Here is a 26354-nt window from a genome sequence, read left to right as displayed (position 1 = left end):
AAGGTATTCAAAGATTATTTAAAATAAACTCAGCTGATCCTTATCTATTTTTTTTGACTTTGGATTAAACCTTGTTTGGGTAATTATTTTTGAATTATCAGTATTCTTGACTGCATCACCTAAAACTGTTTTCCCTCCATATTTCCATGAATCTTTTCTTTCTTTATGTATCCAATCTTTTAACTGATAATCTGGAATAAAGTTGTTTTCCATTTGCTGAGAAACCTTTGAAAGGTTTTTTAAAGCCTCCGATTTATGTTTTTCTCCTAAACGAGATTTGTGCAACGCTATATCGAATATTTCAATAGTTTCATCATAAATATTCGTTGGAACGGGAAAAGGATGACCGTCTTTACCTCCATGAGCAAAAGAAAAACGAGCAGGATCGGAAAATCTGGAAGGAGTACCATGAATAACTTCACTTACCAAAGTTAAAGACTGAAGTGTTCTGGGTCCTACGCCTTTCAAAAGTAAAAGTGATTCAATTGAAGAGATATCTGTTTCATGAGCAAGTACTAAAGCAGCTCCCAAACGTTTTAGATTTACATCCTTTTGAAGCACTTCATGATGTTCAGGCATAAGTAAAGAAATTTCCTTCATCAATTTATCCGGATTTTCACGAGTTAAACTCAGTATTCCTTCTTTAGTCTGTTTAGCATTTTGATCAGTCAAATTTAAGATCTGCCCCTGATTTTTTCCATATATAAAAGAATGAGGTGTTTCTGTAAAAGATTTTATATTAGACGAAAGCCAGTGATATCTTCTAGCCATTTTTTCGTCAGGATTCATTCCTTGCTGTATAATAGACCAATCGCCTTCAGAAGTAACTACAAAAGAATGCAGATACAACTGGAATCCATCTTGCACGGCGGTATTATCTACTTTAGCTGCCAACTTACTATGGGTAACGAGCTCACTGCCATTTAACCCTGTTTTATAAGCAACATCCATCAACTCATCAGGAGTTTTTCTGGAAGATTTCCCTCTACCTCCACAGATATAAATACCTAATTCCGAAGAACGCTGATTGATAGATTTTTTTAAAGCATTCATTACGGAAGTAGTAATTCCTGATGAATGCCAGTCCATTCCTAAAACACATCCCAGAGATTGAAACCAAAAGGGATCACTTAATTTTTGAAGAAAGACTTTTTTTCCGTACTCCTGCACTATTGCTTCAGTAATTGCTCCGCCTAACAAGCACATTCTTTGAGCTAACCATGCCGGAACAGTACCGTAATGCAATGGTAAATCTGCATATCCTCTCTTCATAGTGTAAATTTACGTAAATGATTTAAAATTACTTAGTTATTTATCTGTAATAATTTTTCAGTAAACAATTTTCAATTAATCAATTAGTAATGAATTAATTAAAATAATTTTTAATAACATGATATAATTTATTTAATAAAAAGACCTATTTATCTTTTTATGTTTTATATTTGAAATCGGATTGATTATTACCATTCACATGTTCACAAAAACTAGCGAATACGCAATAAAGATTATGATATATCTCAGTAAAAATAGCTCAAGAGATCATTTGTGCCAGGTAGGAGAAATAAGCCAGGCATTAGATTCTCCGGAACCATTTACTGCAAAAATACTTCAGCAATTGACTAAAGTGGATTTACTAATGTCTATGAAAGGAAAAAACGGAGGTTTTACGTTAGGCCGAGCACCTGAAAAAATAAAAATATGCGATATTGTTGTTTCTATAGATGGAGAAAAGGCTGTTAAAAAATGTATTTTAGGCTTAAGAGATTGTTCCAGTGAAAACCCGTGCCCATTGCATCATAAATATTATAAAATTAAATCAGATATACGAGACAATATTCTCAATGTAGATTTATTGTATTTAAAAGATACCTTAAAAACAATAAATCTACAGTAAGCAATTTTTTATTGTTTAAAATCTAAAAATTGTATCCTATTCTGAACCCATAGTCCAGCATAGCTCCAATTTTAGTCTCCTTTTTTTTCTCAAATCTATCTAATGCAAAGTTATATTTATAATTAGATTCAGAATACATAGAAACTCCAGGTCCTGCATAGAGCTCATAAAAAAAGTTTTTAGCAAAAGATCTCTTAAGTCCGTAATTAAATGACAATGAACCTTGAGGATTAATTTTCCAATTGTTAGAAGAACTGGTTAGCCAATCAGGCAAAATCGTCAATTTCAGTGATAAATAATTACCTGAATTATTAGCTGTATTTTTTCCTTTTGAAGCTCTGGATTCAAAATTATAATAATAACGTCCTTCCAAGGATAATCTGGTAGTTAACATGTAGTCAAATCCTTCATCGTAACCGTTATAATTATAACCAAAACCACCTGAATAATCAATCGTTCCTAAAGCAGTTATCTTTTCAGTCAAGGCTTTTTCATATTGAATACCTACACCTATGACGCTAAGATTAAAGTTAACAAGATCAACTGCTTTTTCCTGCGCATAAGAATGAATCTGATTGACCAAAAGTAAGATCATAAAAAATGGCATTTTTTTCATATCAATAGTATCATATTTATATTAAGATTATAAATATAATAAATACTAATCAAATTTATTACATAAATTATAAAAAAAATATGTGATTATAGTAAGTTATCTATGAGTTTAACTTTTGCATATAAATCAGAAATTATATAAAAATCTTATCTTTTAAAAGAAATCTTTTTATTTCACTAATAATTTGTCAGCAACCAGACTACTAAACACCTCTGTTCTTTCAGAATTATCGATTTTTATGGTAACACTACCATCAAACGGTTCAACTGAAAGTACTGTAAGCAGCATACCCAGACTTAAATCTTTAGAATTAAGATATTTTAAAAAATCTTTAGACCCATTAACCACAGCTGAAAGTATTACTTTCTGTCCTTCTTTACATTCGCTTAATCTTTGGTAATTAAGCCATTCAATATTTCCTTCTTTATCTGGTATTGGGGAACCATGCGGATCATATTTAGGATAATCGAGCAACTCATCCATTTTATTAAAAAAAATTTCTGAATGAATATGTTCTATTTGTTCTGCAATTTCATGAACTTCTTCCCAGCTAAACCCCATTCTTTCGACCAGATACATTTCAGTCAGCCGGTGTTTTCTAAGTATTAATGCCGCTTGTTTTTTTCCCTTATCAGTAAGTCTCAAAGGTTTATAACTTTGATGATGAACTAATCCTTTCTCAGAAAATTTTTTCATCATACTATTTACGGTAGGCATTTTAATATTTAAATACTGACTTAAAGCAAGCGTAGATACTTCACCGTTGTCATCAGCAATACTGTACAAAGCCTTTAAATAATTTTCTTCTATATACGAGTACATACACAAATATAAAAATTAAATCCAAAAAGAAAAATTCATATTACAAAATAAATTTGTTAGAATCTTCTAATTTTATAATTTTGCAAAACTAAACAACATCTTATGAAAATAAAATTTATTTTATTATCCATGCTTGTGGTTAATATTTTACCCTCTCAAATTATTTCAGATTCAATATCTTCAGAAAATGAAAAAAATATTGACGACATTGTTGTGACTGGAACCATGAGAGAAGTGAGAAGATCGGACAGCCCTATTCCGGTTGAAATTATAACCTCAAAATTATTTAAAAAAAATCCTACTCCCAGCTTATTTGATGCTGTGGGTATGATAAACGGAGTACGACCTCAAATTAATTGTAATGTATGTAATACCGGGGATATTCATATTAATGGAATGGAAGGCCCTTATACCATGATTTTGATTGACGGCATGCCTATAGTCAGCGGTTTATCAACTGTATACGGATTAAGCGGAATTCCAAATAGTTTAATTGATCGCATTGAGGTCGTTAAAGGTCCAGCTTCCTCCTTATATGGTTCTGAAGCAATGGGGGGAATCATTAATGTAATTACAAAAAATCCGGCAAAAGCGCCATTAGTAAGCGCAGATGTCTTCGGAACCAGCTGGGGTGAATTAAGTGCAGATATTGGACTCAGATTAAAACCTTCTGAAAATTTGTCCGGATTATTGGGAATTAATTACTTTTTATATAATAATCCTATTGACAATAATCATGATGGATTTACAGACGTTACTTTGCAAAACCGGATTTCTGTTTTTAATAAGTGGAATCTGAAAAGGAAAGAAAATCGTAATGCCAGTATTGGTATACGATGGATCAACGAAGATCGATGGGGAGGACAGATGAACTGGAGTAAAAAATACAGGGGAAGTGATGAAGTATACGGTGAAAGTATTTATACTAAAAGAATTGAAATAATAGGAAATTATCAGCTCCCGTTTACCGAAAAAATATATACACAATTTTCTTACAACTGGCATGATCAAAATTCATGGTATGGGGATACTCCTTACATGGCTACTCAACAAGTTGCTTTTGGACAAATTTACTGGGACAAATCCTTAAAAAATCATAACCTTCTATTGGGTGGAGGATTTCGTTATACTTACTATGATGATAACACTCCGGCAACTTTATCAGCAGACGGATTACATAACGCTCCGGCCAAAACTCCATTGCCGGGAATATTCATTCAGGATGAATGGAACATTAATACAAAAAATACTTTGTTAGTAGGTTACAGATACGATCATGACAAAAACCACGGAAATATTCACTCACCTAGGGTTGCCTACAAAATTTCACCTAATAAAAACAATACCTTAAGAGCCAGCTTTGGAACTGGATTTCGTGTAGTTAACATATTTACTGAAGATCATGCAGCTCTTACCGGTGCAAGAGAAGTTGTTATTGAAAATTCTTTGAAACCGGAAAAATCGTATAATGGAAATTTAAATTATGTTCTTAAAATACCCAACGAAAATTTTAACGTTAATTTGGATGTCACAGGTTTTTATTCCTACTTTACAAATAAAATTGTAGGTGATTTTGATACGGATCCTACAAAAATCATTTACGATAACTTAGATGGTCACGCCGTTTCCAGAGGTATTTCGTTAAACACTGACTGGAGTTTTACCTTTCCTTTAAAAATTATGGCAGGTGTAACTTTTATGGATGTTTATATTAAAGAAAATGACGAAGATGGTAGTAAAACAAAAATACAGCAACTTCACGCTCCCAAATGGTCTGGCAATTTTATAATTTCCTATAATTTTCCTAAAAGCCTGACTTTAGATTTTACCGGAAACTGGAACGGTCCTATGAGACTTCCTATACAACCCGATGATTATAGAAGAGAATACTCTCCCTGGTTCTGTATCGCCAATATTCAGCTGACTAAAAAATTTCATAACGGCATTGAAGTTTACGGAGGATTAAAAAATATTTTTAATTTTATTCCTAAAGATCCTCTAATGAGACCCTTTGATCCTTTTAATAAGGATGCTGACAACCCCGTAACCAATCCGCACGGATATACCTTTGATACTGCTTATAATTATGCTTCTTTGCAAGGTATCCGTGGTTTTGCAGGTATAAGATATAATTTATTTTAATTAAGACACTTACTATGGGCAAATTTAACTTTCTGAAAAAAAGAATTACAATTATTGGTTGTATAATGATAATGCTTTTGAACTTTTCTTCTGTAATGTTTGCCCAGATAAATTTTAAAAGCTTAGATTCCTTAGTAACTAAGGAATCTAAGCCTATAATCATTTATATACATACAGATAATTGCGCCTATTGTTCAATACAGGAGAAACAACTGCTGAAAAACAATGAATTAAAAAAGATTCTGTCAGAAAACTACTATTTTTTAAACGTAAATGCTGACTCAAAAGAGCCAATAACATTCAATCATCGTTTATTTAAAAATAATAACCGAATTCATGAGCTTGCGGAATATTACACTCCGGCAAATGAGACTGTTTCATTTCCCTGTTGGTTATTTTTTGCACCTGATTATGAATTAATCTTTAAATATAATGGTTTATTAAAATCTGATGAGCTATTATTTCTTTTGCAATCAACATTTACACCTGTTCATTAAAAAAGAGGACTCTTCAACAATCAATATTTCAAATTGTATTAAATTTGTTGACTTATAACGAATTTATGACTGTATTACCTATTTTTTACTTTGCTCCGGTTTCGTATTTTGCATTGGCTTTACAATCTGATAAATTATTATTGGAAAAATGGGAAAATTTCCCTAAGCAAACCTATAGAAACCGTTGTATAATACAGGGTGCTAATGGTAAACTTCCGCTTATCATCCCTACCGAACATACAGGAGCCAGAATATTTAAGGATATAAAAATATCATATGCTTCCAATTGGATGAATCTACACTGGAAATCTATAAAATCCTCCTACCAAAGTTCACCGTATTTTGAATATTATCAGGACAGCCTTAAAGAAATATTTGATAAAAAAGAAACCTATCTAATAGATTTTAATTTAAAAACGTTTCAATGGATCAATGATAAAGTAAAGCTAAACTTAGATTATGACTTTACTTTGGAGTACAATGAATTTTTTGAAGGCAAAGACGCACGGGAAACCTTTAATGCAAAAAAAGAGAGTACATTTCAAAACCAACCCTATATTCAGGTTTTTTCCGATCGATTTGAATTTATGAATGATTTATCTATTTTAGATTTGGTTTGTAACGTTGGCCCGAAATGTGATACTTATATTTCAAACATTTAAAAATACTAAAACATATAATTAATGAAAAAAGTAGTATTTAGCATTGCATTAGCATTTGGCTTATTTGTAAACAGCCTGTCTGCTCAGGCAACAGATTCTTTAACTTTAAAAAATTGGTATCATCAAAATTACGAAAAGACCGGAGTTTACGGAGTGGGTACCAATGATGCTATTGAATTTTTAAAATCCAAAGGTATAAAGCCCTCCTCTATTGTGGTTGGTGTTATTGACAGCGGAGTACAAATAGATCATCCGGATTTGAAAAAAAATATATGGGTTAATCCCAAAGAGAAGCCTAATAATAAAAAGGATGATGATGGAAACGGGTATATAGATGACATTCATGGATGGGATTTTATTGGTGGTAAAGATGGTAAAGATGTAGATCACGATACTATGGAAGCTACCCGTGTAGTTGCTAAATATGAAAAAATGTTCGAAAGTGCAAATAAAAGTACCAACGAAGCTAACATAAAAAAATATCCAAAAGAATATCAGGAATACCTGAGAGCAAAATTGGTTTACGACGTAAAATTAAAAGAAGCTCAAAAAGGAATGGATAATATTTCTTCTAATCAGGAGCAGATATCTCAGGTTGTTAGCACACTTCGCGATGCTTTAGGTAATAATACGATTACAGTTGAAAATGCTCAAAAATTGGCTAACCCTAATCTAAAAAGCTATGTCATGATGCTGGCTTCCGATAGTAGCGTAAGTGGCAAAACTGTTGACGAGTTTGAGAAAATTGCTCTTGAGCAATTTAAAGAACAAGCAAAATATTATGGGGATCAATTAAAATATATGCTTAATAAAGACTATGATCCACGTGCAATTATCGGAGATAATTATTCTGATTTAAAACAGAAAAATTATGGAAATAATGAAGTTGAAGGTCCGGATGCTTTACATGGTACACACGTTTCAGGAATTATTGCTGCCGAAAGAAACAACAATATAGGAATGGATGGAATTGCTGGGGATGTTGCTAAAATATTAGTAGTTAGAGCTGTTCCTGATGGAGATGAAAGAGATAAAGATATTGCTAATGCAATTTACTATGCTGTAGATAATGGAGCAAAAGTTATTAACATGAGCTTCGGAAAAGGATTTTCCCCTGACAAAGAAAGAGTTTGGGAAGCAATGAAATATGCAGAAAAGAAAGATGTATTAATGGTACACGCTGCGGGTAACGATAATAAAAATGTAGATATAACTTTTAATTATCCTACCAATTTCAAAGATGGTGAAAATACTTCTTTTGTAAATAATTGGATAACTGTTGGTGCTAGTACCCGATACAACGATAATTTAAAAGCTTCTTTTTCTAATTACGGACAAAGGGTAGATATATTTGCCCCGGGACTTGAGATTTATTCTACAGTAACAAAAAGCGGCTATAAATTTTTACAGGGAACCAGTATGGCTTCTCCGGTAGTTGCAGGATGTGCTGCATTACTATGGGCTTATTTCCCTAGCCTAACAGCTGCAGAAGTAAAAGACATATTATTGAAAACAGCAAACAAATCAAATGTACCTCTTTTATTAAACGAAGATGTTGATACTACATTTGATAAACTTTCCGTAACAGGAGGTGTTGTAGATGTTTACAAAGCTGTAAAATATGCGTATGAAAATTATCCTTCCAAAGCTGGAAAATAATTAAAGTAAATTATTATCATATTTAATACAAAAAAAGAGGCTTATAAAAAGCCTCTTTTTTTATAAATCATAATCATTAAACTTTTAGTTTGGCTGTGGATTAATTAGTTCCGCCGCTTCTTCTTCATTAAGATTGTAATGATAAAATTCCTTAAAATACTCCTGTGTTATTTTATTTAGATTTTGGGTATATACTTCAGGATACAATGTTTGTGAAAGCCATATTATCCCAATGAGTCGGTTGATTCCCGGAGGTCTGTCTATCCAGCCAAAAGGTTTCCACGGAACCTGATATACTTTGTTTTCTTTTACAGATTTTAAATCTTTCCATAACTTATCATGCCGAATATGCATATAAGAATCTTTGGAATCATAGTTCCCGGACCATACTAAGACTATGTCTGGATTCCATAAGTATATTTGTTCAATTGAAACTCCTGTCATCCCCTTTCCCGGTAAAATATCTACCTGAGCAACATTAATACCTCCCACCAAATCAATTAGCAAACTGTGAAGTGAGCCGGATGGATCGGTTTTTAAACCTTTATTCCCCTCAGCATAGTAAACTTTTTTTCTTTTATTTTCCGGAATTTGTTTTGCTTTTATAGGAATGGAATCTACGTAAGTTCGGATAAAATTATTTAATTTCTCTGATTTTTCTTTCTTATTTAAAACATTTCCTAAAAAAGACAAGGTAGATTTATAATTATGAAAGTCGTTATCCAACAACACCACAGGTATATTTACTTTTTTCTGAAGTTGGTCTGCTTTTTTTTTATTTTCTTCTGTTAACGCTTTTGAAAACAAGATAATATCTGGCTGTAACCTAATAATTTCTTCTGCATTTTCATTAATAACCAAAGGTTTATTTACATAAAAACCTTGGGTTAAATATTTTTTTTCAGAATCATTATAGTTAAAGACTCGATTAACAGGCAACAGTGTGTCAAAAGAATAGACTAACATTACAGAATGCCTGTCAATAAAAGCAGATTGTACGTTGACAGGTATTTCTACTTTACGACCCGCCATATCGGTTATTGTTCTTGTTATTTTTTCAGAATAAACTTTATCTTTTTTACAACTTATAAGCGATAAAAGAAAAAAAATAACAACGTAAATACCAAATTTAGATTTCATACTTAAAAATTATAAAGCAATGATGTAAAAAATGTACGTCCTTCCCGTGGATAATTTTTAGATAAATAATAATTTTTATCTAACAAATTTTTAGATCCGATTTCACCACTGAAACCTTTCCAAATTTTAGAATGTACCTTAACATTGACCAAAGTAAAACCTGAAATCGTCTCTCCAACACTCGTTATATATCTGTTGCTGTTAATCTCCATATCGAGATGCAAATATGCATCCCAGTTTGTTAAATTATACTTTCCGAAAACAATAAGTTTATGCTTGGGAATGTTTGTATATTCTAAAGATTTATCCTTCTTATTTTTAAGTTCAATAAAGCTATAGTTAGCACCAACGTTTATATTTTTTATGGGACGGTAATTGAATGACAATTCTAATCCCTGGAAAACTGCTTTTCCCTGATTTCTATTTTGATATATTGGATTTCCATCTTCCTGTTTTCCTACAGTAATCTGATAAATAGCATTGCTTACATTGTTTCTATAAAAAGAAAGTTCATATTGTAAAGCTGAAGATACTTGTCCTTTATAATTAAAATCAAATATCCAACTGTATTCGGAACTCAAATCAGGATTAGGAATTTGCGAGCCAAAACGACTGGAATATCTTTCTTTTTGAGAGGCAAATCTGGATTTTCGAGATGCTGATAATGATATTTCATGATGTTCTGCGGGTTTATATATTGTTCCCAGCTGATAATTGAAAGCATTGTCTGAACCTTTAGGAAAATCAAATAAAATATTTTTTTCTCCGGTTTCATAATGTGTTCCATAATCCTGAGCTTTTATATTATTTCTATAGTTATAACTTGCACCAGCTATAATAGTAAAGTATTTATTTAAATTAAATACATCTTCAATTCCAACTGATAAAGTATTGTCCAAATATTTCTGAATTGGCTCCCCCACTATTTCTTTTTGTCCGGTAGCTAAATTTTGAGGTATTGTGGCATTATGTTCTTTATGTGAATCAAACTTTTCGTGAAAAGATAATTTTAAAATATTATTTTTAAAATATTCAGTAGATAAATTAATTGAGCCACCCAACGAATAATCATCATATATACTGCGAAATGCTTTTTTGGTATTTTGCAGAAAATATTCATTATTATCGTATTGATTCATTTTATTATAATAGTTATCATAAAAACCAGTTAAACTTAAAGAGGTTTGGGCTCCTAAATACGTGTTTGAACGATAATAAATACTGTATTTGTTATATTGAGGATAATCCCTGTACATACTTCCTTCAACTGGAGGAGCTATATCCTTTTGTGCCTCCTGTATTATAAAGTTTAATGAATATTCATCAGTTTTATTGGGCATATATCCAACTTTACCACTTAGTTTCCAGTCTCTATATTCAGAATGGTTTCTTTTACCTACACCTTCATTAGTACCGGGTTTAAATTTTTCTGATAACGAGTTGAAATTATTTTTTATGTGTGAAACATTTCCCAGAAAATAAAATTTATTTATTCTGGATCCTATATTTAGAGAAGTACTATAATTATTGAGGCCTTCTTTGCTGAATTTAATTCCGGAAATACCTGATATTTCTAATGGTTTTATGGGTTTTCTTGATATTATATTTATTGCCCCTCCCATAGTATTGGGCCCGTAAAGAACTGATGTAAATCCTTTAGAAACAGATATTTTTGCTATATCAAAAGTAGTGAATCTATTGATATCTACATTTCCATCATAAGGAACATAAATAGGTATTCCATCATAAAAGATAGGTGTCTGAAGCATTGAAAAACCACGAAGACTCAGGTTTCCTTCTCCTCTTGCACCAAACTCAGAAATGGTAACTCCGGGTAACAAATTGACAGCATCAGTCAAAGTGTTTCTATCAAACTCACGGAGTTGTTTTTCATCTACCTGATTGGTTAATATGCGCTTAGTTCCTTTTTCAATTACATTAATTTCTCCCAATTCAAAAACTTTTGATAAGGAATCTGAAGTATGATTTTGTGCCCATATAAACGTTGTTCCTGCACAAAATATTAAGGCTGATATTTTATTTTTCACATTTATAATTTTATGTTAGTTTTTATTTTGAATTATGTTTAGCTTATCATTCAATATTTTGACATGTTTTCCTATGAAAAAGACCATCGGCGATCGTAACTGGTTAGTTTCTAAAGTTCCCAAAAGTTCAGATAGATGGGTATAAATAGCTGTTTCTTCTGGCATACTGACTCTTGACACGACAACCACCGGAAGATTCTGATCTACATTTTCTTCTTTCATAATATTAAGTATACGAGTCAAATTTTGATTAGCCATATATAAAGCTATAGTAGTACCGTATTTGAAAAGCACGGTTAAATCTCTTATTTGTGCAAAATTTTCAGGAGTATCATGCGAAATGAAATGTACTAATGCATCGCTTTCATTCAATTCTGTTGTCGGAATTGAAAAAACTGATGAGGCTGCACCAGCTGCAGTAATCCCTGGTATGACATCAAAAGGTATTTTTCTTTCTTTCAAAATTTTCGATTCGATTCCACCGCTGTTAAACATCATTGAATCTCCGGAACGTAATCTGGCTACCTTTTTTCCTTCCAAATAATAATTTTCCATTATATCAATCATTTTTTGAAAAGTCATGTCTTTTTCAACAAATTCAATTTTTGCTTGAAATCTTTGGTCTTCTAAAATACATTGATTTGCTAAGCAATCATATAAAATAACATCAGTCTGTTCCAGAATTTGTGTTGCCTGGATGGTTAATAAATCCGGATGTCCGGGACCTATTCCTACTATGTTAACCTTGTGTAATGTTTCTTTTTCTTTTTTCATTGTTTATAATTTCATGATTTATATGCTGGAATACAGATTTTTCTTTCTTTATCATTGTGCTTGAGATCTATAACATCTATGTCTACTCCATAAATTTGTTTTAATGTTTCATTTGTAAGTATATCATTACAATACCCTTGTTTCCATAAGGTACCCTCATGAACAACCAGCACATCGGCATCACACATAAAAGCATGATCAGGATTGTGCGTAGCCATAAAAATTCCCATTTTTTCGTTTCTAAGATTATTGACTTCCTGAATAATTTTTATTTGATTTCCAAAATCCAGACTTGAGGTTGGCTCATCCATTATCAGAAATGAAGGTTGTTGTGCTAAGGCTCTGGCAATAATAACCATTTGCTGCTCCCCTCCACTTAAATGGGTAAATATTCTGTTTTTTAGACACATAATATTTAGTTGCTCTAAACATGCATCTGCAATAATTTTATCTTTTTTGGATGGAGATGAAAACTGTGATAGATAAGCAGTTCGCCCAAATAGTACAACCTCAAAAACAGAAAACGGAAATGGTAGTGTTTTAGCTTGTGGTATATAAGCGATATGTCTGGCTAGTTTATTTCTGTTCCAATGCGCTATATTTTTTCCGTTTATATTTATACTCCCAGAAAGCGTAGGCAAAATACCTAATATTGATTTAAACAATGTTGTTTTACCTGCCCCATTTTTACCTAACAAACACACGGTGCTATTTGTTAACAACTCTACATTAACATTCTTTAATACAACTGATTTTTTATATCCTAATTCAGCCTGTCTTAATTCTATTTTAATTGTTTCCATAATTATTTTACCAGGCATTTCTTGAAGAAAATTTTAAAAGCACAAAAAATAAAGGAGCTCCAATTAAGGAAGTTATTATAGTCAGAGGAATTTCTAAAGATGAAATAGATCTTGATAAATTATCTATCCATAATAAAAATGTTCCTCCCAGTAAAAATGAAGCAGGGAGAAGAATTCTGTGATTTGGACCTGTAATAAATCTTGTCATGTGGGGAATGATCAACCCTATCCAACCTATTAGACCTGCAACAGAAACAATAGATGCTGTAAGTAGAGAAGCACAATAGATGACTACTAGTCGTAAGCGGGAAGTATTAATACCTAGTGTCTGAGCCTCTTCTTCACCTAAAGACAAAATATTAAGCTTCCATGACACTAAAAATAATGGGATAAGAGAAATAGAAACTATAGGTAAAATGGTTTTTATTTCTTTCACAGTTATTTCGGAAAGACTTCCCATGAGCCAGAATGTTATATCAGGTAGCTTATATTCCGTATCAGCGATGTATTTTAATAATGAAATAAGTGAACCAAAAATTGAGCTTATAATCATACCTGAAAGAACCAATATCAAGATTCTATTATTAAACATGGAAATATAACGGCTCAAAAACACCGCCAGTAATACTGAAAATAATCCTGCAATGAAGGCCGAAAATTGTATAGCCCATGCACTCAAAGATAAAAGAATTGCTAAAGAGGCTCCAAAACCTGCTCCGGAACTAACACCAAGAATATCCGGACTTACCATCGGATTTCTAAATAATCCTTGATATGCTGCTCCTGATACAGATAAAGCTCCTCCTGCTATTACAGCTCCTATGACTCTGGGTAAACGTACCTCAAACAACAACAGTGGTAAATTTTCATCCTCAGCCTTACCTGTAAAAGTATAAGTTAGTATATCGGTAACTGATATTGGATATCTTCCTATAGTAAATGATAATATAAAACTCAATACAAAAAAAAGTAATAGAAATATCAACAGAATTACATTTTTATATTTAAAATTCATGGTAGTCATTAAATTATTCAAATCTTTTATCAGATTTTTTTTTACTTATATCAATTTTCCCCACTTTATCCAGCCAACCATTTTTTACGTTGAATTGATTGTCATAATTTCCAAAAAATGGTTTTATATCAAGTAAAGGAGTTCCATCTAGCATATCAGCCCCTTCAAAATAAACACGATTATTTTCAATTTTTATCATTTTGACTATAGACAGGCCTATTCTGTTGGGGCGCTTAGGTGAACGAGTAGCAAAAACTCCTCTCGCAACTGTATCCATAAACGGAATTATTTCTAATTCATATTCTTGTATTTGATGAAAAAGATATATTAATATAAAGTGTGAAAAACCTTCTAAGTCCTTTAAGCCTTTTAAAAATTTTTCGTCAACAATAATGGTTCCTTGTATTCCTACTGCACCTGCTGGCTGTATTGGCATACCTTCTATTTTTTTATGTGGAGTGTTTATAACACCTAAAGATTCTAATAAGATATTTTTCATAGTTTTTATCAATATGACATTTTTGTCATAACGGTAATTTAATAATTTAATTCAGCTCTAAAACATTTTTTTTATTTATTCACCAATAAATATTAATTAAATTTATACATGAAGATAAAGACTATTCCAGATCATAATCTTTATTTTAAATATTATACATTAATTTCTGAATTCATAACAAATTCAGGGTTCAAATATAGTAATTTATAAATATATCAGGATATTTGTATCTGATTATCTTTAATTTGAATCTATTTTTAATTATTAAACAATAATTAATTGGTTTAAAAGACATTAGCGTTTAATAAATATATAAAAAAAGTCTTTTTTAATAAATAAAAAAGACTTTTAAAATATACTAAGATAAAATATATATTAAATTTTAGAAATTCCTTCAGTCAAAGATTTGATAAAATTTTTGAGTGGCTTTTCCACCATAGCAGAAATAAACATATTAAATTTACCCTCAAATATAAATTGAATTTCTGAGGTATTTTCTGAAAGAGATTGAATAAACAAGGAAAGATTAAAGTTAAGCGATTCTTTAGCTGATGTGAAAACAACTTTGGAATTAGGAATTCTTTCTTCTACTTTTAATCCTATTTCCGGCATACCTTTTAATGCAAAAACAAAACCATCTTCAGTAGCTTCAAATTTATCGATATTTTCCGGCATAAATTTCTCATATTCTACGGGCTGTGATGTAATCGCATAAACTTCTTCTGCAGATTTATTAACTAATGTTTTTTCTCCGGTTATATTCATTTTTTTGTATTTTTGAAAAAATCAGTTAACAAATGTACAAAATTTTTGTCAATGACAAGCTTCTCACTATCGGTAAAAAGGAAGTTAATGAAGCTGTAAACCTGCACTACAAAACAAAAACCACTTTTGAATCGGCTTTTGATCTTCTTTTTAACACTGATAAAGAGCATATTCATATTTATCATTCCAAAAAAAATAAAGTTTGGGAAAAATTTCAAAATTTTGCGCAACCGGTTTATGCTGCCGGCGGTATTGTGAGGAATAAAGATAACAACTACTTATTTATTAAACGTAATGGTCTATGGGACTTACCCAAAGGACATGTTGAGAAGAAAGAATCGTTTGAAAATGCTGCTGTACGTGAAGTAGAGGAAGAATGTTCAATATCGGATCTTAAACTTGGTAAGTTTGCATCCGTTACCTATCATGTGTATTTTGATAAAAGATATTATTTAAAAGTTGTTTACTGGTTCCATATGAAATATAAAGGCACTGCAAAACCTAAACCGCAAAAAGAAGAAAACATTGAAATAGTAAACTGGTTTTCTAAAGATAAAATTCCTAAGCTTATGAAAAACACTTACGGCAATATTCGCGAACTAACTCAAAATCAAATATTAAATAATAAAAAATAATAAAAAAAGGGAAATTTAATTTCCCTTTTTTTTATCTAGAATGTAAACTGCATTCCTACTTTTACACCAAATTTACTTACTTCAGGCATATCCAAATAATTACCTCTCCAGTTAAAATCAACTCTAAATATACGTAAGTTACCAAATCCTATATTTTCGACTCCAAATCCATATTCATAATATATATCTTTGCTAGGTGCCCTGTAAGCAATACTGGAAGCATTTAACGATTTTGCTCCATCAGAGATATCTCCCCAGGCTCCTCGGAAAAATACTACTTCTCTAAGTTGTAATTTTTTTAACAAGGGTATATAAGAGAAAAATCTACCGTTGAAATGATGCTCTACATGCAATGCTGAGTAAATATCCGTAACAAAATCATAGTAATCTAATTGTGAAAATGTATTAGGAATAATTCCGTAAGACTGGTTTCCTGGTAAAACTCCTAATAAAGAAACCGGAAGCTTGTTAAATATCTTACCAAATTCAAAGGTTACATTAGTTTTACCAATAGGACCCCAAAGTATTGGCTGAGAATATAAGAGCTGAAGTTTATCGTAATTGAAATCACTATCCAAAACTCCATTGAAGCCTTTAACATACTTTAAAATAATAGTGGGTGCTAAAGAGGTATGCTCATATCTGTCTAAACCGTTACGCGAATACTTAGCCCCAGGCCTAGCCATAATACTTAAAGTAAGATGGGTATCATATAATTCATTTTTTTTGTTCCCATTTTTATTATAATAACCAATATCGAATTTTTCAGGATTTGCTGATTTTATGTATTGATAAGAACCATCCAACCTGATTTGAAAGTTTTTCCAAGGCTCTATTGATAAGAAAGCATTAGTTCTATTAACAGAACTTAGAAAATCATTATCTCCTCTGGATATGATTGATGAGGAAGCAAAAGAACGGGTCATAACACCTTCATCTTCCGTTAAGGAAACACCTAATTGAGTTATATCTCTTTTAGTTCCTAAACCGACGGTGAACCGATTAAATTTATTAAACATATATCGTGCTTCAGCACCATATTTGAATTGTTGATCTTTAAATCCGTAAGCAGTATAACCTTCCACCCTCCACATATCATTTGGAGTAAAATAAGTTCTAGCACCCGCTCTTAGCCTTAAACCTTCCACAGTATTGAACCCAAAAGACTGATATAAATTACCTATATCTACTGCTTTACCAATATTTATATATCCAGATGATATAACTTGTACTCCGTCGACAATATTTCGGAAAAATTTAGTTTTAGAGACTTTATCAACCAATTCATAAGCTTTTATCTCATCTTCACCTAAACGCTCAGGTCTGTTATCTGCCCAAAAATCATCTTTTTTATTATAAGCCCCTTGTGATATAGGATCCCATTGCCTGTTAATCAAAGATTCAACCTCCGTTTCCGGCTGATCAAATTTATAGTTTTCATACGATATGGTACGCTTGGCAAACATTCCTTTAGTACCTTCTTTTTTGGATAGCAGAGACATATCCAAAACCGTATAATTTCTTAGAGGTATAAAAATTGAATCGTTTACATTATCATAACTAAGCTCCATGTAAATATCTTTAACGAAATTTACATTTATTCCGGATGTGGATTGCATAGTCACTTCCCGGACTGCATAGGTATTTTCGGTTATGTATAAGTCTCCTTTAAAAGTTAATTCATTATCTCTTCGGGGTCTGTATTTGATATGATAACAACTGACTCCTTCCACATCTTTAACTCCTACCAACAAATAATCGTAAACAGAAAATCCTATAGTTGCAACAGGGCTTGTAAAACCTTTGTTAAAAAAGTTTAAGGTATTATCATATATATTTATGTCTTTATATAAATTTTTAACTGTATTAGCAATGATGTCGTTGTTAGGAATTCCGGAAGCTTTATTTCCTAATAAAAATTCTTTTTCTTTTTTAGACGGAACGTTCTGCCCTACAATATCTGTTATAGATTCATTTATAAAAACTGGCAAATAGGTTTTACCGTTAATGACATCTAAAGTATCAATATCCGAAGAAGTAATATTTAACTTTTTAAATATCTTCTTGCTCATAAAAGTACTATCAACATTGTTTAAGTCAAACTCTATTTTTTCGTACTCTTTGTATTGATAATTTTTAAAATTTGTAAGCCCGTTAGTTCTTCTTCTTTTCCAAAGCTCATTTAAAATTCTATATGCCGGATTTTCTTTTTTAGGTACTCTCTTTTTTGGAAAAGCAACCACTTCTATAACTCCTAACGTTTGTTCGGAAGATTGGTTACCAGAAGTGTTGTTCGGTGTCTCATTGTTATCATTAACTGAAAATTTAATTTCCATATTAAGATTATCACCTTTTTCAAGGGCTACATACTTCAAAGGAAAATCAGAAGTAGTGATTCCTAATGAATTCACCCATTCATCTGACTCTACGTAAAAATACCCTTCCTTATCCGAAGAAGCGAAATTTTGAGTATTTCCTAAAATAATTTCAGCATCCGGTATAGGTTGTTGCGTATCTGCATTAATCAATCTACCGGAAATTTTCATTTTTATGGAATCGGAATCTTTTAAAAAAGGATTCGTTTCATTTCTGCTTTGTAATGAATCTGCAAGTATTGGAGATATGGATTTAATTTCCGTTTGTGTATTTGCTGTAGTAGTATCGGAATTCTTTGCAGGTGCAGTAATCTGAGGAGCAGTAAGAATATTTTTTAACTCATCGGAAGAAAGTCCAATGATTAACCCGTTATATTCCGTTTTTGTAATAGCAATTGTTCTTAAGGGTATATCTCCCATTTTAACCATTAAAGAATCTACCGGTAAGGGAGATTCAATTTTAAAATTCCCATTTTTATCGGAAATGGTTTGAATGGATGTATTTTTCAAAGAGATTACAGCTCCGGATACCGGACGCTGAATATCCGAATTAATTACTACTCCTGTGATTTTTACCTGTGCCATTAATGAACATCCGTAACACAGCGTAGATAAAAACAGTATTTTTTTTATCATCGAGTATATTTTTAAAAAAACAAAAAACTTTCGTTTGATTATTATAAAAATAAACGAAAGTTTCTGTTTAATATTATGTTATATAAATAAAGCAAAACAACGTATTATCGTTTGTCTAAAACTTCATCTATTAATCCGTATTCTTTTGCTTCGGCTGAAGTCATCCAGTAATCTCTGTCTGAGTCTTTTTCAATTTTATCAAACGGCTGACCAGAATGATTTGATAAAATATCATAAAGTTCTTTTTTTAACTTTAAAATTTCTTTTAAAGTAATTTCCATGTCGGATGCCTGACCTTGAGCCCCTCCTAAAGGTTGATGAATCATCACTCTAGAATGTTTTAAAGCGGATCTTTTTCCAGCTGCACCTGCGGTAAGTAATACAGCACCCATAGAGGCTGCCATTCCCGTACATATGGTAGCAACATCCGGCTTTATGATCTGCATAGTATCATATATTCCCAAACCTGCATAAACTCCTCCTCCCGGAGAATTTACATAAATCTGTATATCTTTAGATGCATCTGTGCTTTCTAAAAATAATAACTGAGCAGTAACAATATTAGCTACGTGATCATCAATTCCTGTACCCAAAAAGATAATTCGATCCATCATTAATCTGGAAAAAACATCCATCTGTGCCACATTTAATTTACGCTCTTCAGTTATATAAGGTGTCATGGAAGAAACTACATATTGGTCTACTGTGAGACTATTAATTCCTTCATGTTTCACTGCATATTTTATAAATTCTTTACCTAAATCCATTTTTGTAATTTTAATTTTCTGGTTGAGTCAGCTGTTTAAATAATCTAAAACTATACCAAACAGCGATTTTATAAATAAGATTTGATTTTGTCTGCTATATCTGAAAATTCGTCCGGAGAAAGTTCAATTTTGTCAAAAAACTGCATGTCTTTGGGAGAATTCAAAGGCATTAAGTGAATGTGTGCATGAGGTACTTCGAGACCTTGTACAGCTAATCCTACTCTCAAACAAGGAACTGCTTTTTCTATCGCCTGTGATATTTTATAAGAAAATGTCATTAGTTCAGTATATTCATCTAAAGGCATATCAAACAATTTATCCATTTCTTTTTTAGGCACTACAAGAGTATGTCCTTTTACAACCGGAAAGGCATCTAAGAAGGCAAAATGTTTATCATCTTCAGCTATTTTATAACAAGGAATCTCTCCTGCTATAATTTTCGAAAAAATACTGGCCATAACTTAACTAATTTACTTATTAATCTAAGGATATATCTAATATCTCAAAGTTAATTATATTTCCGTTTGGAAGCGTTATTTCTGCTTTTTCACCCACTTCTTTACCTAAAAGACCTTTAGCAATAGGCGTATTTACAGAAATTTTACCTGTTTTAAGATCTGTTTCCGTGTCAGGAACCAGTGTATATTTCATCTCTTGACCGTTTGCTATATTTTTTATTTTTACTGTGCATAGGATAGATACTTTTGAGGTATCCAGTTGAGACTGATCTATAATTTTTGAATTAGCGATTATATCTTTAAGTTTAGCTATACGCATTTCAAGCATTCCTTGCGCTTCTTTAGCAGCATCATATTCAGCATTTTCAGACAAATCACCTTTATCCCTTGCTTCGGCTATTTGTTGCGTTACTTTAGGTCTTTCTACTTGTTCTAATTGTTCAAGTTCTTTACGCAATTTTTCAAGCCCTTCTTTCGTTACATAACTCATGATACTTATTTTTTGTAATTTTGTATTAGTACATTCTAAAATAAAAAAATAACCCGACTTATTGGGTCGGATTATCCGTATGCAAATTTAACATTTTTTATTATGATTAAAAAATTATTTCCTTATATATTGATTTTCACATTAATGACTTGCTTTTCCGGTTGCGAAAATGGGAATAAAACTATTAGTTGTTTCCCCAGCTCCTCAATCAACGTGACTGTAGATCTTAATTTACCGCAATTTCAAAATCTCGCCAGTATTGGCGGATGGGCTTATATTGGAGCTGGACCTTTATCTGGTACCCGCGGATTAGTTATAGTAAGAAAAAATCAAAATGAGTTTATAGTTTATGATCGTAATGCTCCGCATATATGCCCTACCAATAACAGCACATTAGAAGTGCGTAGCGATATTTATCTTTACTGTCCTGAAGATGGGGCAAAATGGCTATTATCATCAGGACAACCTATGGAAGTTTCTGAACGTCCTCCTAAAATTTACCCTTCTCAATTTATTGGTAATGTTGTATATATAGCCTATTAAAATAATTTTTAAATCTTATTTTATTTCATTAAATTTGCTATAAAGCCTTTTCTATGGGAGTATTTATTGAAAAATTTAATGTACGCTGGTCTGATGTAGACGCCAATCAACATGTGGGAAATTCCACCTATATGAATTTTTGCAGCCAGACAAGAATGTCATTTTTCAATTCTCAGGGTTTTGGAATTCAACAATTAAATAAAATAAATTTATCTCCAGTTTTGCTCAAAGAAAATTTCGTTTTTTTTAAAGAAATTTTGGTAGATCAAACCGTATATGTTTCCTTAGAGTTTACAGCAACATCCGAAGATGGAAATATATTCGAGTGTCTTCACAATATTTACGATTCGGAAGGAATTATACATGCTTCTTCTAAGGCACAAGGAGTCTGGATTGATTCTTACAGTCGAAAAAGGTGCGCTCCTACAGAAGAATTAAAATCTATTATATTAAAGCTGGCAGATTCTGAAACTATTAAAATAATAACCATTGATGATGTAAAAGATCGGGAAAAACCTGTAAATTTACCCCCAGATTACTTGCTAAACAATTATTACCAACATTAATGCTAGACGATAAAAATTTATATAAAACACCAATTTCGGAATACGGAGAATTTGGTTTAATTAAACATTTGACTGAAAATTTTGAAAACATTAATTTATCAACTTCTCAGTCTATTGGCGATGATGCCTCTATTTTAGACGCTAAAAATAAAAAAGTTGTAATATCAACGGACCTACTGATAGAGAATGTTCATTTTAATTTAACTTATACCCCTTTAAAACATTTAGGATATAAATCCGTGGTAGTGGGTATCAGTGATATTGTTGCAATGAATGCTATACCGGAACAAATAATGGTATCTATAGCAATCTCGAACCGTTTTCCAGTAGAGGCCTTAGAAGAAATTTATTCAGGGATTCAGGCTGCTTGCAAAAGATATCGTATCGACTTGGTTGGTGGGGACACAGCCTCTTCTAACTTAGGTTTAGTCATTAACATAACTTCCATAGGATACGCTGATGAATCAGAAATTGTTTACAGAAAAGGAGCCAAGGCTAATGATCTGCTTATTGCCAGTGGAGATTTAGGAGGTGCCTATTTTGGACTCCAGGTATTAGAAAGAGAAAATACAGCTTTTAAATCGAACCCTAACTTGCAGCCTGATTTGGCCGGTTATTCTTATTTACTTGAACGGCAGCTAAAACCGGAAGCACGTACTGATATTAAGACATTATTAAAAGAAATGAATATACTTCCTACATCTATGATAGACATTTCCGATGGTTTAGCATCAGAAATTTTACATTTATCAGATCAAAGCAATGTAGGATTTACTATTTACGAAGATAAAGTCCCTATGGATAATCAGGTCATTACTACAGCTGAAGAATTTGGGATTAATCCTGTAACAGGAATTCTAAACGGTGGAGAAGACTACGAACTTTTATTTACCATATCTATAAATGATTTAGATAAAATCAAAAATAATCCTAATTTCAGTATCATTGGCCATGCCACTACCGAAAAAAATAATGTTCTGATAACAAAAGGAAATACTGAATCTATTCCTCTTACTGCTCAGGGTTGGGATGCTTATTTAAAAAAGAAAAATAAAATATAGCTAATGCATTTATTTAAATTAGGTTGTAATAACCAAACAAATTAGTATATTTGCAAACTTAAAATATAACTGGGACGGGTTCCCACAAAATTAAAAATATGGCAGTAAAAATTAGATTACAAAGACACGGTAAAAAAGGAAAACCTGTATTTCACATTGTTGTAGCTGACTCTAGAGCTAAAAGAGACGGTAAAAACATTGAGAAATTAGGTATTTATGTACCTACTACTAACCCTGCAACTATTGAGTTAGATGTAGACCAGGCAGTTAGCTGGTTAGAAAAAGGTGCTCAGCCTACAGATACCGCTAAAGCAATTCTTTCTTACAAAGGAGCTCTATTGAAAAAACACCTTAATGGTGGAGTAAAAAAAGGAGCTTTTTCTGCAGAAGAAGCTGAAAAAAGATTTCAAGCTTGGTTAGAAGACAAAGAAAAATCTATTCAGACTAAAAAAGACCATTTATCTTCTTCTCAGCAACAGGCTAAGAAAGATAAACATGAAGCTGAGAAAAAAGTAAGCGAAGCTCGTGCAGCAGCTCAACAAAAAGTTGAAGAGGCTAATGACGCTGAAGAAGTAGTTGAAACTATCATCGCTCAAGATGAAGCTGCTACTGAAAATAATGAAGAAACTCAAGCTTAATACATGCAGTTAAAAGATTGTTACTACTTAGGCACAATCACCAGAACTCATGGATTAAAGGGGCATTTGGTAGTCAAATTAGATACCGATGAACCTGAAGCCTACAATAATTTGGAATCGGTATACGTTGATTTTAATGGAATGCCGGTTCCTTTTTTTATTAATGAGTGTCAGCCCCTAGGTAATTTATCTCTAAGGATTAAATTTGAAGATTCATCCTTGGATATTCAAACTATGATCGGCTGTGACTTATACTTACCCTTAAGCACTCTTCCAAAACTTGATGGCAAACAATTTTATTACCATGAAGTTATAAATTTCAATATATATGATGATGCTCACCATCTGATAGGTTCAATTATTGAAATTAACGCCCAAGGTCCACAAGCATTATTTCTTGTCAGGCTATCTGAAGATAAAGAAATACTTATCCCAATTATTAATGATTGGATTATTGAAGTGCACAGGGAAGAAAAATATATTTCCATGAAATTACCGGAAGGAATTTTAGATCTATAAAGTAACCCAATATTTTTTATTTCTTAAAATAAACACTCTTTTATTATAATTAACTTAATATAATAATATATTTTAGCTGTATAATATTTTTATCAAAATATTTTATATCTTTATAAGATAATTAAAATATTATATATATGAAAACTATTATTCGCTTATTATTTTCATTAAACATTTTATTTTTGTTTAGCCAAGAGGTTATAATTTCAAATAAAATCAAAGAATTGCATTCAGAAAATAAAGAGTTTATTAAATATTCTTTATTTTCTGAAAGTATTACTTCTCAAAAAAAAAGTAAGTTTAAAACTGTTTCTCCTGATGCTACTATCTTATCTCTACGCGAATTCCGGTTAGAACAATTGGTAAAAGAACAACCGGAACAGTTAGAAATAGAGTTTCCGTATAATGGAAATATGATTACTGTAGAACTGTATAAAACAGAGATATTAACTCCCGATTTCTCAGCCAATACTCATAATGGAGAAAAAATAAACTATACTCCCGGTACACATTACAGAGGAATTATAAAAGGGAATAAGACCTCTGTTGTATCTTTTAGTTTTTATAAAAATGAGGTTATAGGCGTATCTTCCAGCAATGAACTTGGAAATATTGAGTTAGGTAAAATTAAAAACAGTAACGATTATATTTCCTATTCGGATCATCATCTTAAAGGAGAAAATCCTTTTAGTTGTGCAGCCGATGAACTGGAGGAAAATAAAGAATATTTAGCTAAAAATAAAAGTAAATTCAATAATCTAAAAACGGATCTCACTAATAATTGCGTAAGAGTCTATTACGAAATAGCTTATAAACCCTATGAACTTAATGACAGTAATATAGAGGCTACACTTAACTGGATAACAAGCATCCATAATAATATAGCTACCTTGTATGCAAACGATGGAATTAACATCACATTAAGTGATATTTTAATCTGGACAGAACCAGATCCTTATACAGGAAATCATACTTATAATTTACAAAAGTTTAGAAGTATACGTCCTGCTTTTAAAGGTGATTTAGGCAATTTAATAAATTCACCACTATCAACCAGCACAGCTTATATGAACTCTCTTTGTTTCACTCATAATTATGCTTATTCTGGTGTTGATTTATTTTATGAAAATGTTCCTGCTTATTCTTGGACAATTTTAGCTATGGCTCATGAAATGGGACATTCTTTAGGTTCTCCACACACTCATGCATGTGCATGGAACGGAAATAATACGGCTATTGATGGATGTGGTCCCAAATATAGTGAAGAATATAAAGAAGGTGACTGTCCTAGAGGCCCCATTCCTACTAATAAAGGTACTATTATGAGTTATTGTCATTTATTAGCCAATATAGGAGTCGGTATTGACTTAAATAATGGGTTTGGGCCTCAACCGGCTGAACTTATAAGAAATACAGTTGAATCAAAATCATGTTTAGGCTCAGATTGTACAAATGAATTTTATTGTAAAAAAACTATCGATGATATTTTTATTAATAACATAAAAAAACATCAGCAATTGTTGATATAAAAGATAATTTTTCCTCACGCTGGAAATACCGTTTATATCCGTACCCTACAGCTCAAAATCTTGCCTTTATTAATTCCGACAAAAAAACCATACATTTAGATAATTTACAACCAAACAGTTATTATGTAATTGAAATTGGAAACAGTTGCGGAGATAAATTGATTTCAGAAACTAAAAAATTAATGTTTTTAACTGATGGTGATTATTGCAAGGGAGATAAATTTATTGCACCTAAAAAAGAACCAAACTTAGATTTTGTTAAAACTTTTTATCCTAACAATCCTGATGACAAATTATCTTTAACTTTTAATAATAGTTATTTTCTTAATACTAACCACTTATACATATATAATGGAGATACAACTTCCCATCCTTTATTCTATGATGGCATTTTAACTCAAAATTATTTTATAAAAAATAAACACTATAAATCTACAGCATCCTCAGGAGCTATTACTGTTAAATTTGAGAATAATGGTTCTATTTTTAAAGGACAGTATTTTTTTTCGTGGGATGCTACTGTTTCCTGCTCTAAGTTGAATGTTGAAGATATATCCATTGAAAATAATTCATTATCCATCACTCCTAATCCAGTAAAAGATATTTTAAATTTAAGATTAAATGAAGGAATTAATAGCGTACATTTGTACGATTTATCAGGAAAATTAATCTTAACTAAATACTATAATAACGCAACATCATTACATTTAAATCTTTCTCATCTTACTCCAGCTAATTATATATTAGTTGTAAAAAATAAGAATGACAAATCGATTTCAGCCAAAATTATTAAAAACTAAA

At 31.5% G+C, this 26354-nt stretch carries 27 protein-coding genes; 13 read left to right on the top strand and 14 right to left on the bottom strand.

The window, feature by feature from the left end:
- Positions 1–18: 18 nt before the first annotated feature.
- Entirely contained in the window at positions 19–1272 is a 1254-nt protein-coding gene (locus EOV51_RS10360; RefSeq protein WP_128152456.1) for a DUF763 domain-containing protein, read from the bottom strand.
- 199 nt (positions 1273–1471) lie between these two features.
- Between EOV51_RS10360 and EOV51_RS10355 the strand changes: the two genes are divergently transcribed.
- Complete coding sequence (locus EOV51_RS10355; RefSeq protein WP_128152455.1) at positions 1472–1894, top strand: RrF2 family transcriptional regulator; 423 nt, start codon at positions 1472–1474, stop codon at positions 1892–1894.
- A gap of 22 nt (positions 1895–1916) precedes the next feature.
- On the opposite strand, the gene EOV51_RS10350 is transcribed toward EOV51_RS10355, so the two are convergent.
- Together EOV51_RS10350 and EOV51_RS10345 are read right to left on the bottom strand one after the other, a co-directional pair.
- Positions 1917–2489: a hypothetical protein gene (locus EOV51_RS10350; protein ID WP_128152454.1), complete on the bottom strand. Its 573-nt coding sequence runs from the start codon at positions 2487–2489 to the stop codon at positions 1917–1919.
- Positions 2490–2678: 189 nt separating this feature from the next.
- Positions 2679–3332, bottom strand: coding sequence for a metal-dependent transcriptional regulator (locus EOV51_RS10345; RefSeq protein ID WP_128152453.1), 654 nt, complete (start codon positions 3330–3332; stop codon positions 2679–2681).
- Between the two features lie 102 nt (positions 3333–3434).
- Between EOV51_RS10345 and EOV51_RS10340 the strand changes: the two genes are divergently transcribed.
- From EOV51_RS10340 to EOV51_RS10325, 4 genes are all read left to right on the top strand, one after another.
- Positions 3435–5474, top strand: a complete 2040-nt coding sequence (locus EOV51_RS10340) for a TonB-dependent receptor plug domain-containing protein (RefSeq protein ID WP_128152452.1) — start codon at positions 3435–3437, stop codon at positions 5472–5474.
- A 14-nt stretch (positions 5475–5488) separates the two neighbouring features.
- Positions 5489–5971 (top strand): thioredoxin family protein, encoded by a 483-nt coding sequence (locus EOV51_RS10335; RefSeq protein WP_128152451.1) that lies wholly within the window; start codon positions 5489–5491, stop codon positions 5969–5971.
- Positions 5972–6036: 65 nt separating this feature from the next.
- On the top strand, positions 6037–6633 hold the full coding sequence (locus EOV51_RS10330; RefSeq protein ID WP_128152450.1) for a WbqC family protein: 597 nt from the start codon (positions 6037–6039) through the stop codon (positions 6631–6633).
- A gap of 21 nt (positions 6634–6654) precedes the next feature.
- Positions 6655–8292 (top strand): S8 family peptidase, encoded by a 1638-nt coding sequence (locus EOV51_RS10325; RefSeq protein WP_128152449.1) that lies wholly within the window; start codon positions 6655–6657, stop codon positions 8290–8292.
- Between the two features lie 84 nt (positions 8293–8376).
- On the opposite strand, the gene EOV51_RS10320 is transcribed toward EOV51_RS10325, so the two are convergent.
- The 7 genes from EOV51_RS10320 to EOV51_RS10290 form a co-directional block, all read right to left on the bottom strand.
- Positions 8377–9432 (bottom strand): ABC transporter substrate-binding protein, encoded by a 1056-nt coding sequence (locus EOV51_RS10320; protein WP_128152448.1) that lies wholly within the window; start codon positions 9430–9432, stop codon positions 8377–8379.
- A 2-nt stretch (positions 9433–9434) separates the two neighbouring features.
- Complete coding sequence (locus tag EOV51_RS10315; RefSeq protein ID WP_128152447.1) at positions 9435–11480, bottom strand: TonB-dependent receptor plug domain-containing protein; 2046 nt, start codon at positions 11478–11480, stop codon at positions 9435–9437.
- Positions 11481–11495: 15 nt separating this feature from the next.
- Positions 11496–12254 carry a uroporphyrinogen-III C-methyltransferase gene (locus EOV51_RS10310; RefSeq protein ID WP_128152446.1) on the bottom strand — a complete coding sequence of 253 codons (759 nt, stop codon included), beginning with the start codon at positions 12252–12254 and terminating at the stop codon, positions 11496–11498.
- 11 nt (positions 12255–12265) lie between these two features.
- The gene (locus tag EOV51_RS10305) at positions 12266–13057 is read right to left on the bottom strand and encodes an ABC transporter ATP-binding protein (RefSeq protein WP_228427619.1); all 792 of its coding nucleotides are present in this window, start codon (positions 13055–13057) and stop codon (positions 12266–12268) included.
- Positions 13058–13064: 7 nt separating this feature from the next.
- Complete coding sequence (locus tag EOV51_RS10300; RefSeq protein WP_262707246.1) at positions 13065–14015, bottom strand: FecCD family ABC transporter permease; 951 nt, start codon at positions 14013–14015, stop codon at positions 13065–13067.
- Between the two features lie 70 nt (positions 14016–14085).
- The gene (tsaA, locus tag EOV51_RS10295; RefSeq protein WP_128152444.1) at positions 14086–14571 is read right to left on the bottom strand and encodes a tRNA (N6-threonylcarbamoyladenosine(37)-N6)-methyltransferase TrmO; all 486 of its coding nucleotides are present in this window, start codon (positions 14569–14571) and stop codon (positions 14086–14088) included.
- Positions 14572–14946: 375 nt separating this feature from the next.
- Positions 14947–15336, bottom strand: a complete 390-nt coding sequence (locus EOV51_RS10290) for an SRPBCC family protein (protein ID WP_128152443.1) — start codon at positions 15334–15336, stop codon at positions 14947–14949.
- 32 nt (positions 15337–15368) lie between these two features.
- Here EOV51_RS10290 and EOV51_RS10285 point away from each other — a divergent pair, with 32 nt between their 5' ends.
- Complete coding sequence (locus EOV51_RS10285; RefSeq protein WP_128152442.1) at positions 15369–15971, top strand: NUDIX hydrolase; 603 nt, start codon at positions 15369–15371, stop codon at positions 15969–15971.
- Between the two features lie 35 nt (positions 15972–16006).
- Here EOV51_RS10285 and EOV51_RS10280 read toward each other — a convergent pair whose 3' ends face one another.
- From EOV51_RS10280 to greA, 4 genes are all read right to left on the bottom strand, one after another.
- Positions 16007–18982 (bottom strand): DUF5686 family protein, encoded by a 2976-nt coding sequence (locus EOV51_RS10280; RefSeq protein WP_228427618.1) that lies wholly within the window; start codon positions 18980–18982, stop codon positions 16007–16009.
- A 104-nt stretch (positions 18983–19086) separates the two neighbouring features.
- On the bottom strand, positions 19087–19749 hold the full coding sequence (gene clpP / locus EOV51_RS10275) for an ATP-dependent Clp endopeptidase proteolytic subunit ClpP (protein ID WP_128152441.1): 663 nt from the start codon (positions 19747–19749) through the stop codon (positions 19087–19089).
- Between the two features lie 68 nt (positions 19750–19817).
- Positions 19818–20207, bottom strand: coding sequence for an HIT family protein (locus tag EOV51_RS10270; protein WP_128152440.1), 390 nt, complete (start codon positions 20205–20207; stop codon positions 19818–19820).
- A gap of 19 nt (positions 20208–20226) precedes the next feature.
- Entirely contained in the window at positions 20227–20697 is a 471-nt protein-coding gene (gene greA / locus EOV51_RS10265; RefSeq protein ID WP_128152439.1) for a transcription elongation factor GreA, read from the bottom strand.
- 102 nt (positions 20698–20799) lie between these two features.
- Here greA and EOV51_RS10260 point away from each other — a divergent pair, with 102 nt between their 5' ends.
- The 7 genes from EOV51_RS10260 to EOV51_RS10230 all read left to right on the top strand — a co-directional run bounded on the left by EOV51_RS10260 (position 20800) and on the right by EOV51_RS10230 (position 26353).
- Positions 20800–21240, top strand: a complete 441-nt coding sequence (locus EOV51_RS10260; RefSeq protein WP_128152438.1) for a hypothetical protein — start codon at positions 20800–20802, stop codon at positions 21238–21240.
- A 53-nt stretch (positions 21241–21293) separates the two neighbouring features.
- On the top strand, positions 21294–21806 hold the full coding sequence (locus tag EOV51_RS10255; protein ID WP_128152437.1) for an acyl-CoA thioesterase: 513 nt from the start codon (positions 21294–21296) through the stop codon (positions 21804–21806).
- The gene (thiL, locus tag EOV51_RS10250) at positions 21806–22867 is read left to right on the top strand and encodes a thiamine-phosphate kinase (RefSeq protein WP_128152436.1); all 1062 of its coding nucleotides are present in this window, start codon (positions 21806–21808) and stop codon (positions 22865–22867) included. Before EOV51_RS10255 ends, thiL begins: the two co-directional genes overlap by 1 nt.
- A gap of 98 nt (positions 22868–22965) precedes the next feature.
- A complete protein-coding gene (locus EOV51_RS10245) occupies positions 22966–23505 on the top strand; it encodes a 30S ribosomal protein S16 (RefSeq protein ID WP_128152435.1) in 540 nt (179 codons plus the stop codon).
- A 3-nt stretch (positions 23506–23508) separates the two neighbouring features.
- Complete coding sequence (gene rimM, locus EOV51_RS10240; RefSeq protein ID WP_128152434.1) at positions 23509–24024, top strand: ribosome maturation factor RimM; 516 nt, start codon at positions 23509–23511, stop codon at positions 24022–24024.
- A gap of 137 nt (positions 24025–24161) precedes the next feature.
- Positions 24162–25553, top strand: a complete 1392-nt coding sequence (locus tag EOV51_RS10235; protein WP_128152433.1) for a M12 family metallo-peptidase — start codon at positions 24162–24164, stop codon at positions 25551–25553.
- A gap of 182 nt (positions 25554–25735) precedes the next feature.
- Positions 25736–26353 (top strand): T9SS type A sorting domain-containing protein, encoded by a 618-nt coding sequence (locus EOV51_RS10230; RefSeq protein WP_128152432.1) that lies wholly within the window; start codon positions 25736–25738, stop codon positions 26351–26353.
- The last annotated feature ends 1 nt before the right edge of the window (position 26354 follow it).

This window comes from Apibacter raozihei (assembly GCF_004014855.1).
In the GTDB taxonomy this organism is placed as follows: Bacteria; Bacteroidota; Bacteroidia; order Flavobacteriales; family Weeksellaceae; genus Apibacter; species Apibacter raozihei.
This window is presented reverse-complemented; position numbering and strand designations above follow the sequence as displayed.

Coding starts and splice junctions, on each gene's coding strand:
- EOV51_RS10360 (WP_128152456.1), bottom strand. CDS start 1,272: ATGAAGAGAGGATATGCAGATTTACCATTGCATTACGGTACTGTTCCG.
- EOV51_RS10355 (WP_128152455.1), top strand. CDS start 1,472: ATGTTCACAAAAACTAGCGAATACGCAATAAAGATTATGATATATCTC.
- EOV51_RS10350 (WP_128152454.1), bottom strand. CDS start 2,489: ATGATCTTACTTTTGGTCAATCAGATTCATTCTTATGCGCAGGAAAAA.
- EOV51_RS10345 (WP_128152453.1), bottom strand. CDS start 3,332: ATGTACTCGTATATAGAAGAAAATTATTTAAAGGCTTTGTACAGTATT.
- EOV51_RS10340 (WP_128152452.1), top strand. CDS start 3,435: ATGAAAATAAAATTTATTTTATTATCCATGCTTGTGGTTAATATTTTA.
- EOV51_RS10335 (WP_128152451.1), top strand. CDS start 5,489: ATGGGCAAATTTAACTTTCTGAAAAAAAGAATTACAATTATTGGTTGT.
- EOV51_RS10330 (WP_128152450.1), top strand. CDS start 6,037: ATGACTGTATTACCTATTTTTTACTTTGCTCCGGTTTCGTATTTTGCA.
- EOV51_RS10325 (WP_128152449.1), top strand. CDS start 6,655: ATGAAAAAAGTAGTATTTAGCATTGCATTAGCATTTGGCTTATTTGTA.
- EOV51_RS10320 (WP_128152448.1), bottom strand. CDS start 9,432: ATGAAATCTAAATTTGGTATTTACGTTGTTATTTTTTTTCTTTTATCG.
- EOV51_RS10310 (WP_128152446.1), bottom strand. CDS start 12,254: ATGAAAAAAGAAAAAGAAACATTACACAAGGTTAACATAGTAGGAATA.
- EOV51_RS10305 (WP_228427619.1), bottom strand. CDS start 13,057: ATGGAAACAATTAAAATAGAATTAAGACAGGCTGAATTAGGATATAAA.
- tsaA (WP_128152444.1), bottom strand. CDS start 14,571: ATGAAAAATATCTTATTAGAATCTTTAGGTGTTATAAACACTCCACAT.
- EOV51_RS10290 (WP_128152443.1), bottom strand. CDS start 15,336: ATGAATATAACCGGAGAAAAAACATTAGTTAATAAATCTGCAGAAGAA.
- EOV51_RS10285 (WP_128152442.1), top strand. CDS start 15,369: ATGTACAAAATTTTTGTCAATGACAAGCTTCTCACTATCGGTAAAAAG.
- EOV51_RS10280 (WP_228427618.1), bottom strand. CDS start 18,982: ATGATAAAAAAAATACTGTTTTTATCTACGCTGTGTTACGGATGTTCA.
- clpP (WP_128152441.1), bottom strand. CDS start 19,749: ATGGATTTAGGTAAAGAATTTATAAAATATGCAGTGAAACATGAAGGA.
- EOV51_RS10270 (WP_128152440.1), bottom strand. CDS start 20,207: ATGGCCAGTATTTTTTCGAAAATTATAGCAGGAGAGATTCCTTGTTAT.
- greA (WP_128152439.1), bottom strand. CDS start 20,697: ATGAGTTATGTAACGAAAGAAGGGCTTGAAAAATTGCGTAAAGAACTT.
- EOV51_RS10260 (WP_128152438.1), top strand. CDS start 20,800: ATGATTAAAAAATTATTTCCTTATATATTGATTTTCACATTAATGACT.
- EOV51_RS10255 (WP_128152437.1), top strand. CDS start 21,294: ATGGGAGTATTTATTGAAAAATTTAATGTACGCTGGTCTGATGTAGAC.
- thiL (WP_128152436.1), top strand. CDS start 21,806: ATGCTAGACGATAAAAATTTATATAAAACACCAATTTCGGAATACGGA.
- EOV51_RS10245 (WP_128152435.1), top strand. CDS start 22,966: ATGGCAGTAAAAATTAGATTACAAAGACACGGTAAAAAAGGAAAACCT.
- rimM (WP_128152434.1), top strand. CDS start 23,509: ATGCAGTTAAAAGATTGTTACTACTTAGGCACAATCACCAGAACTCAT.
- EOV51_RS10235 (WP_128152433.1), top strand. CDS start 24,162: ATGAAAACTATTATTCGCTTATTATTTTCATTAAACATTTTATTTTTG.
- EOV51_RS10230 (WP_128152432.1), top strand. CDS start 25,736: ATGTTTTTAACTGATGGTGATTATTGCAAGGGAGATAAATTTATTGCA.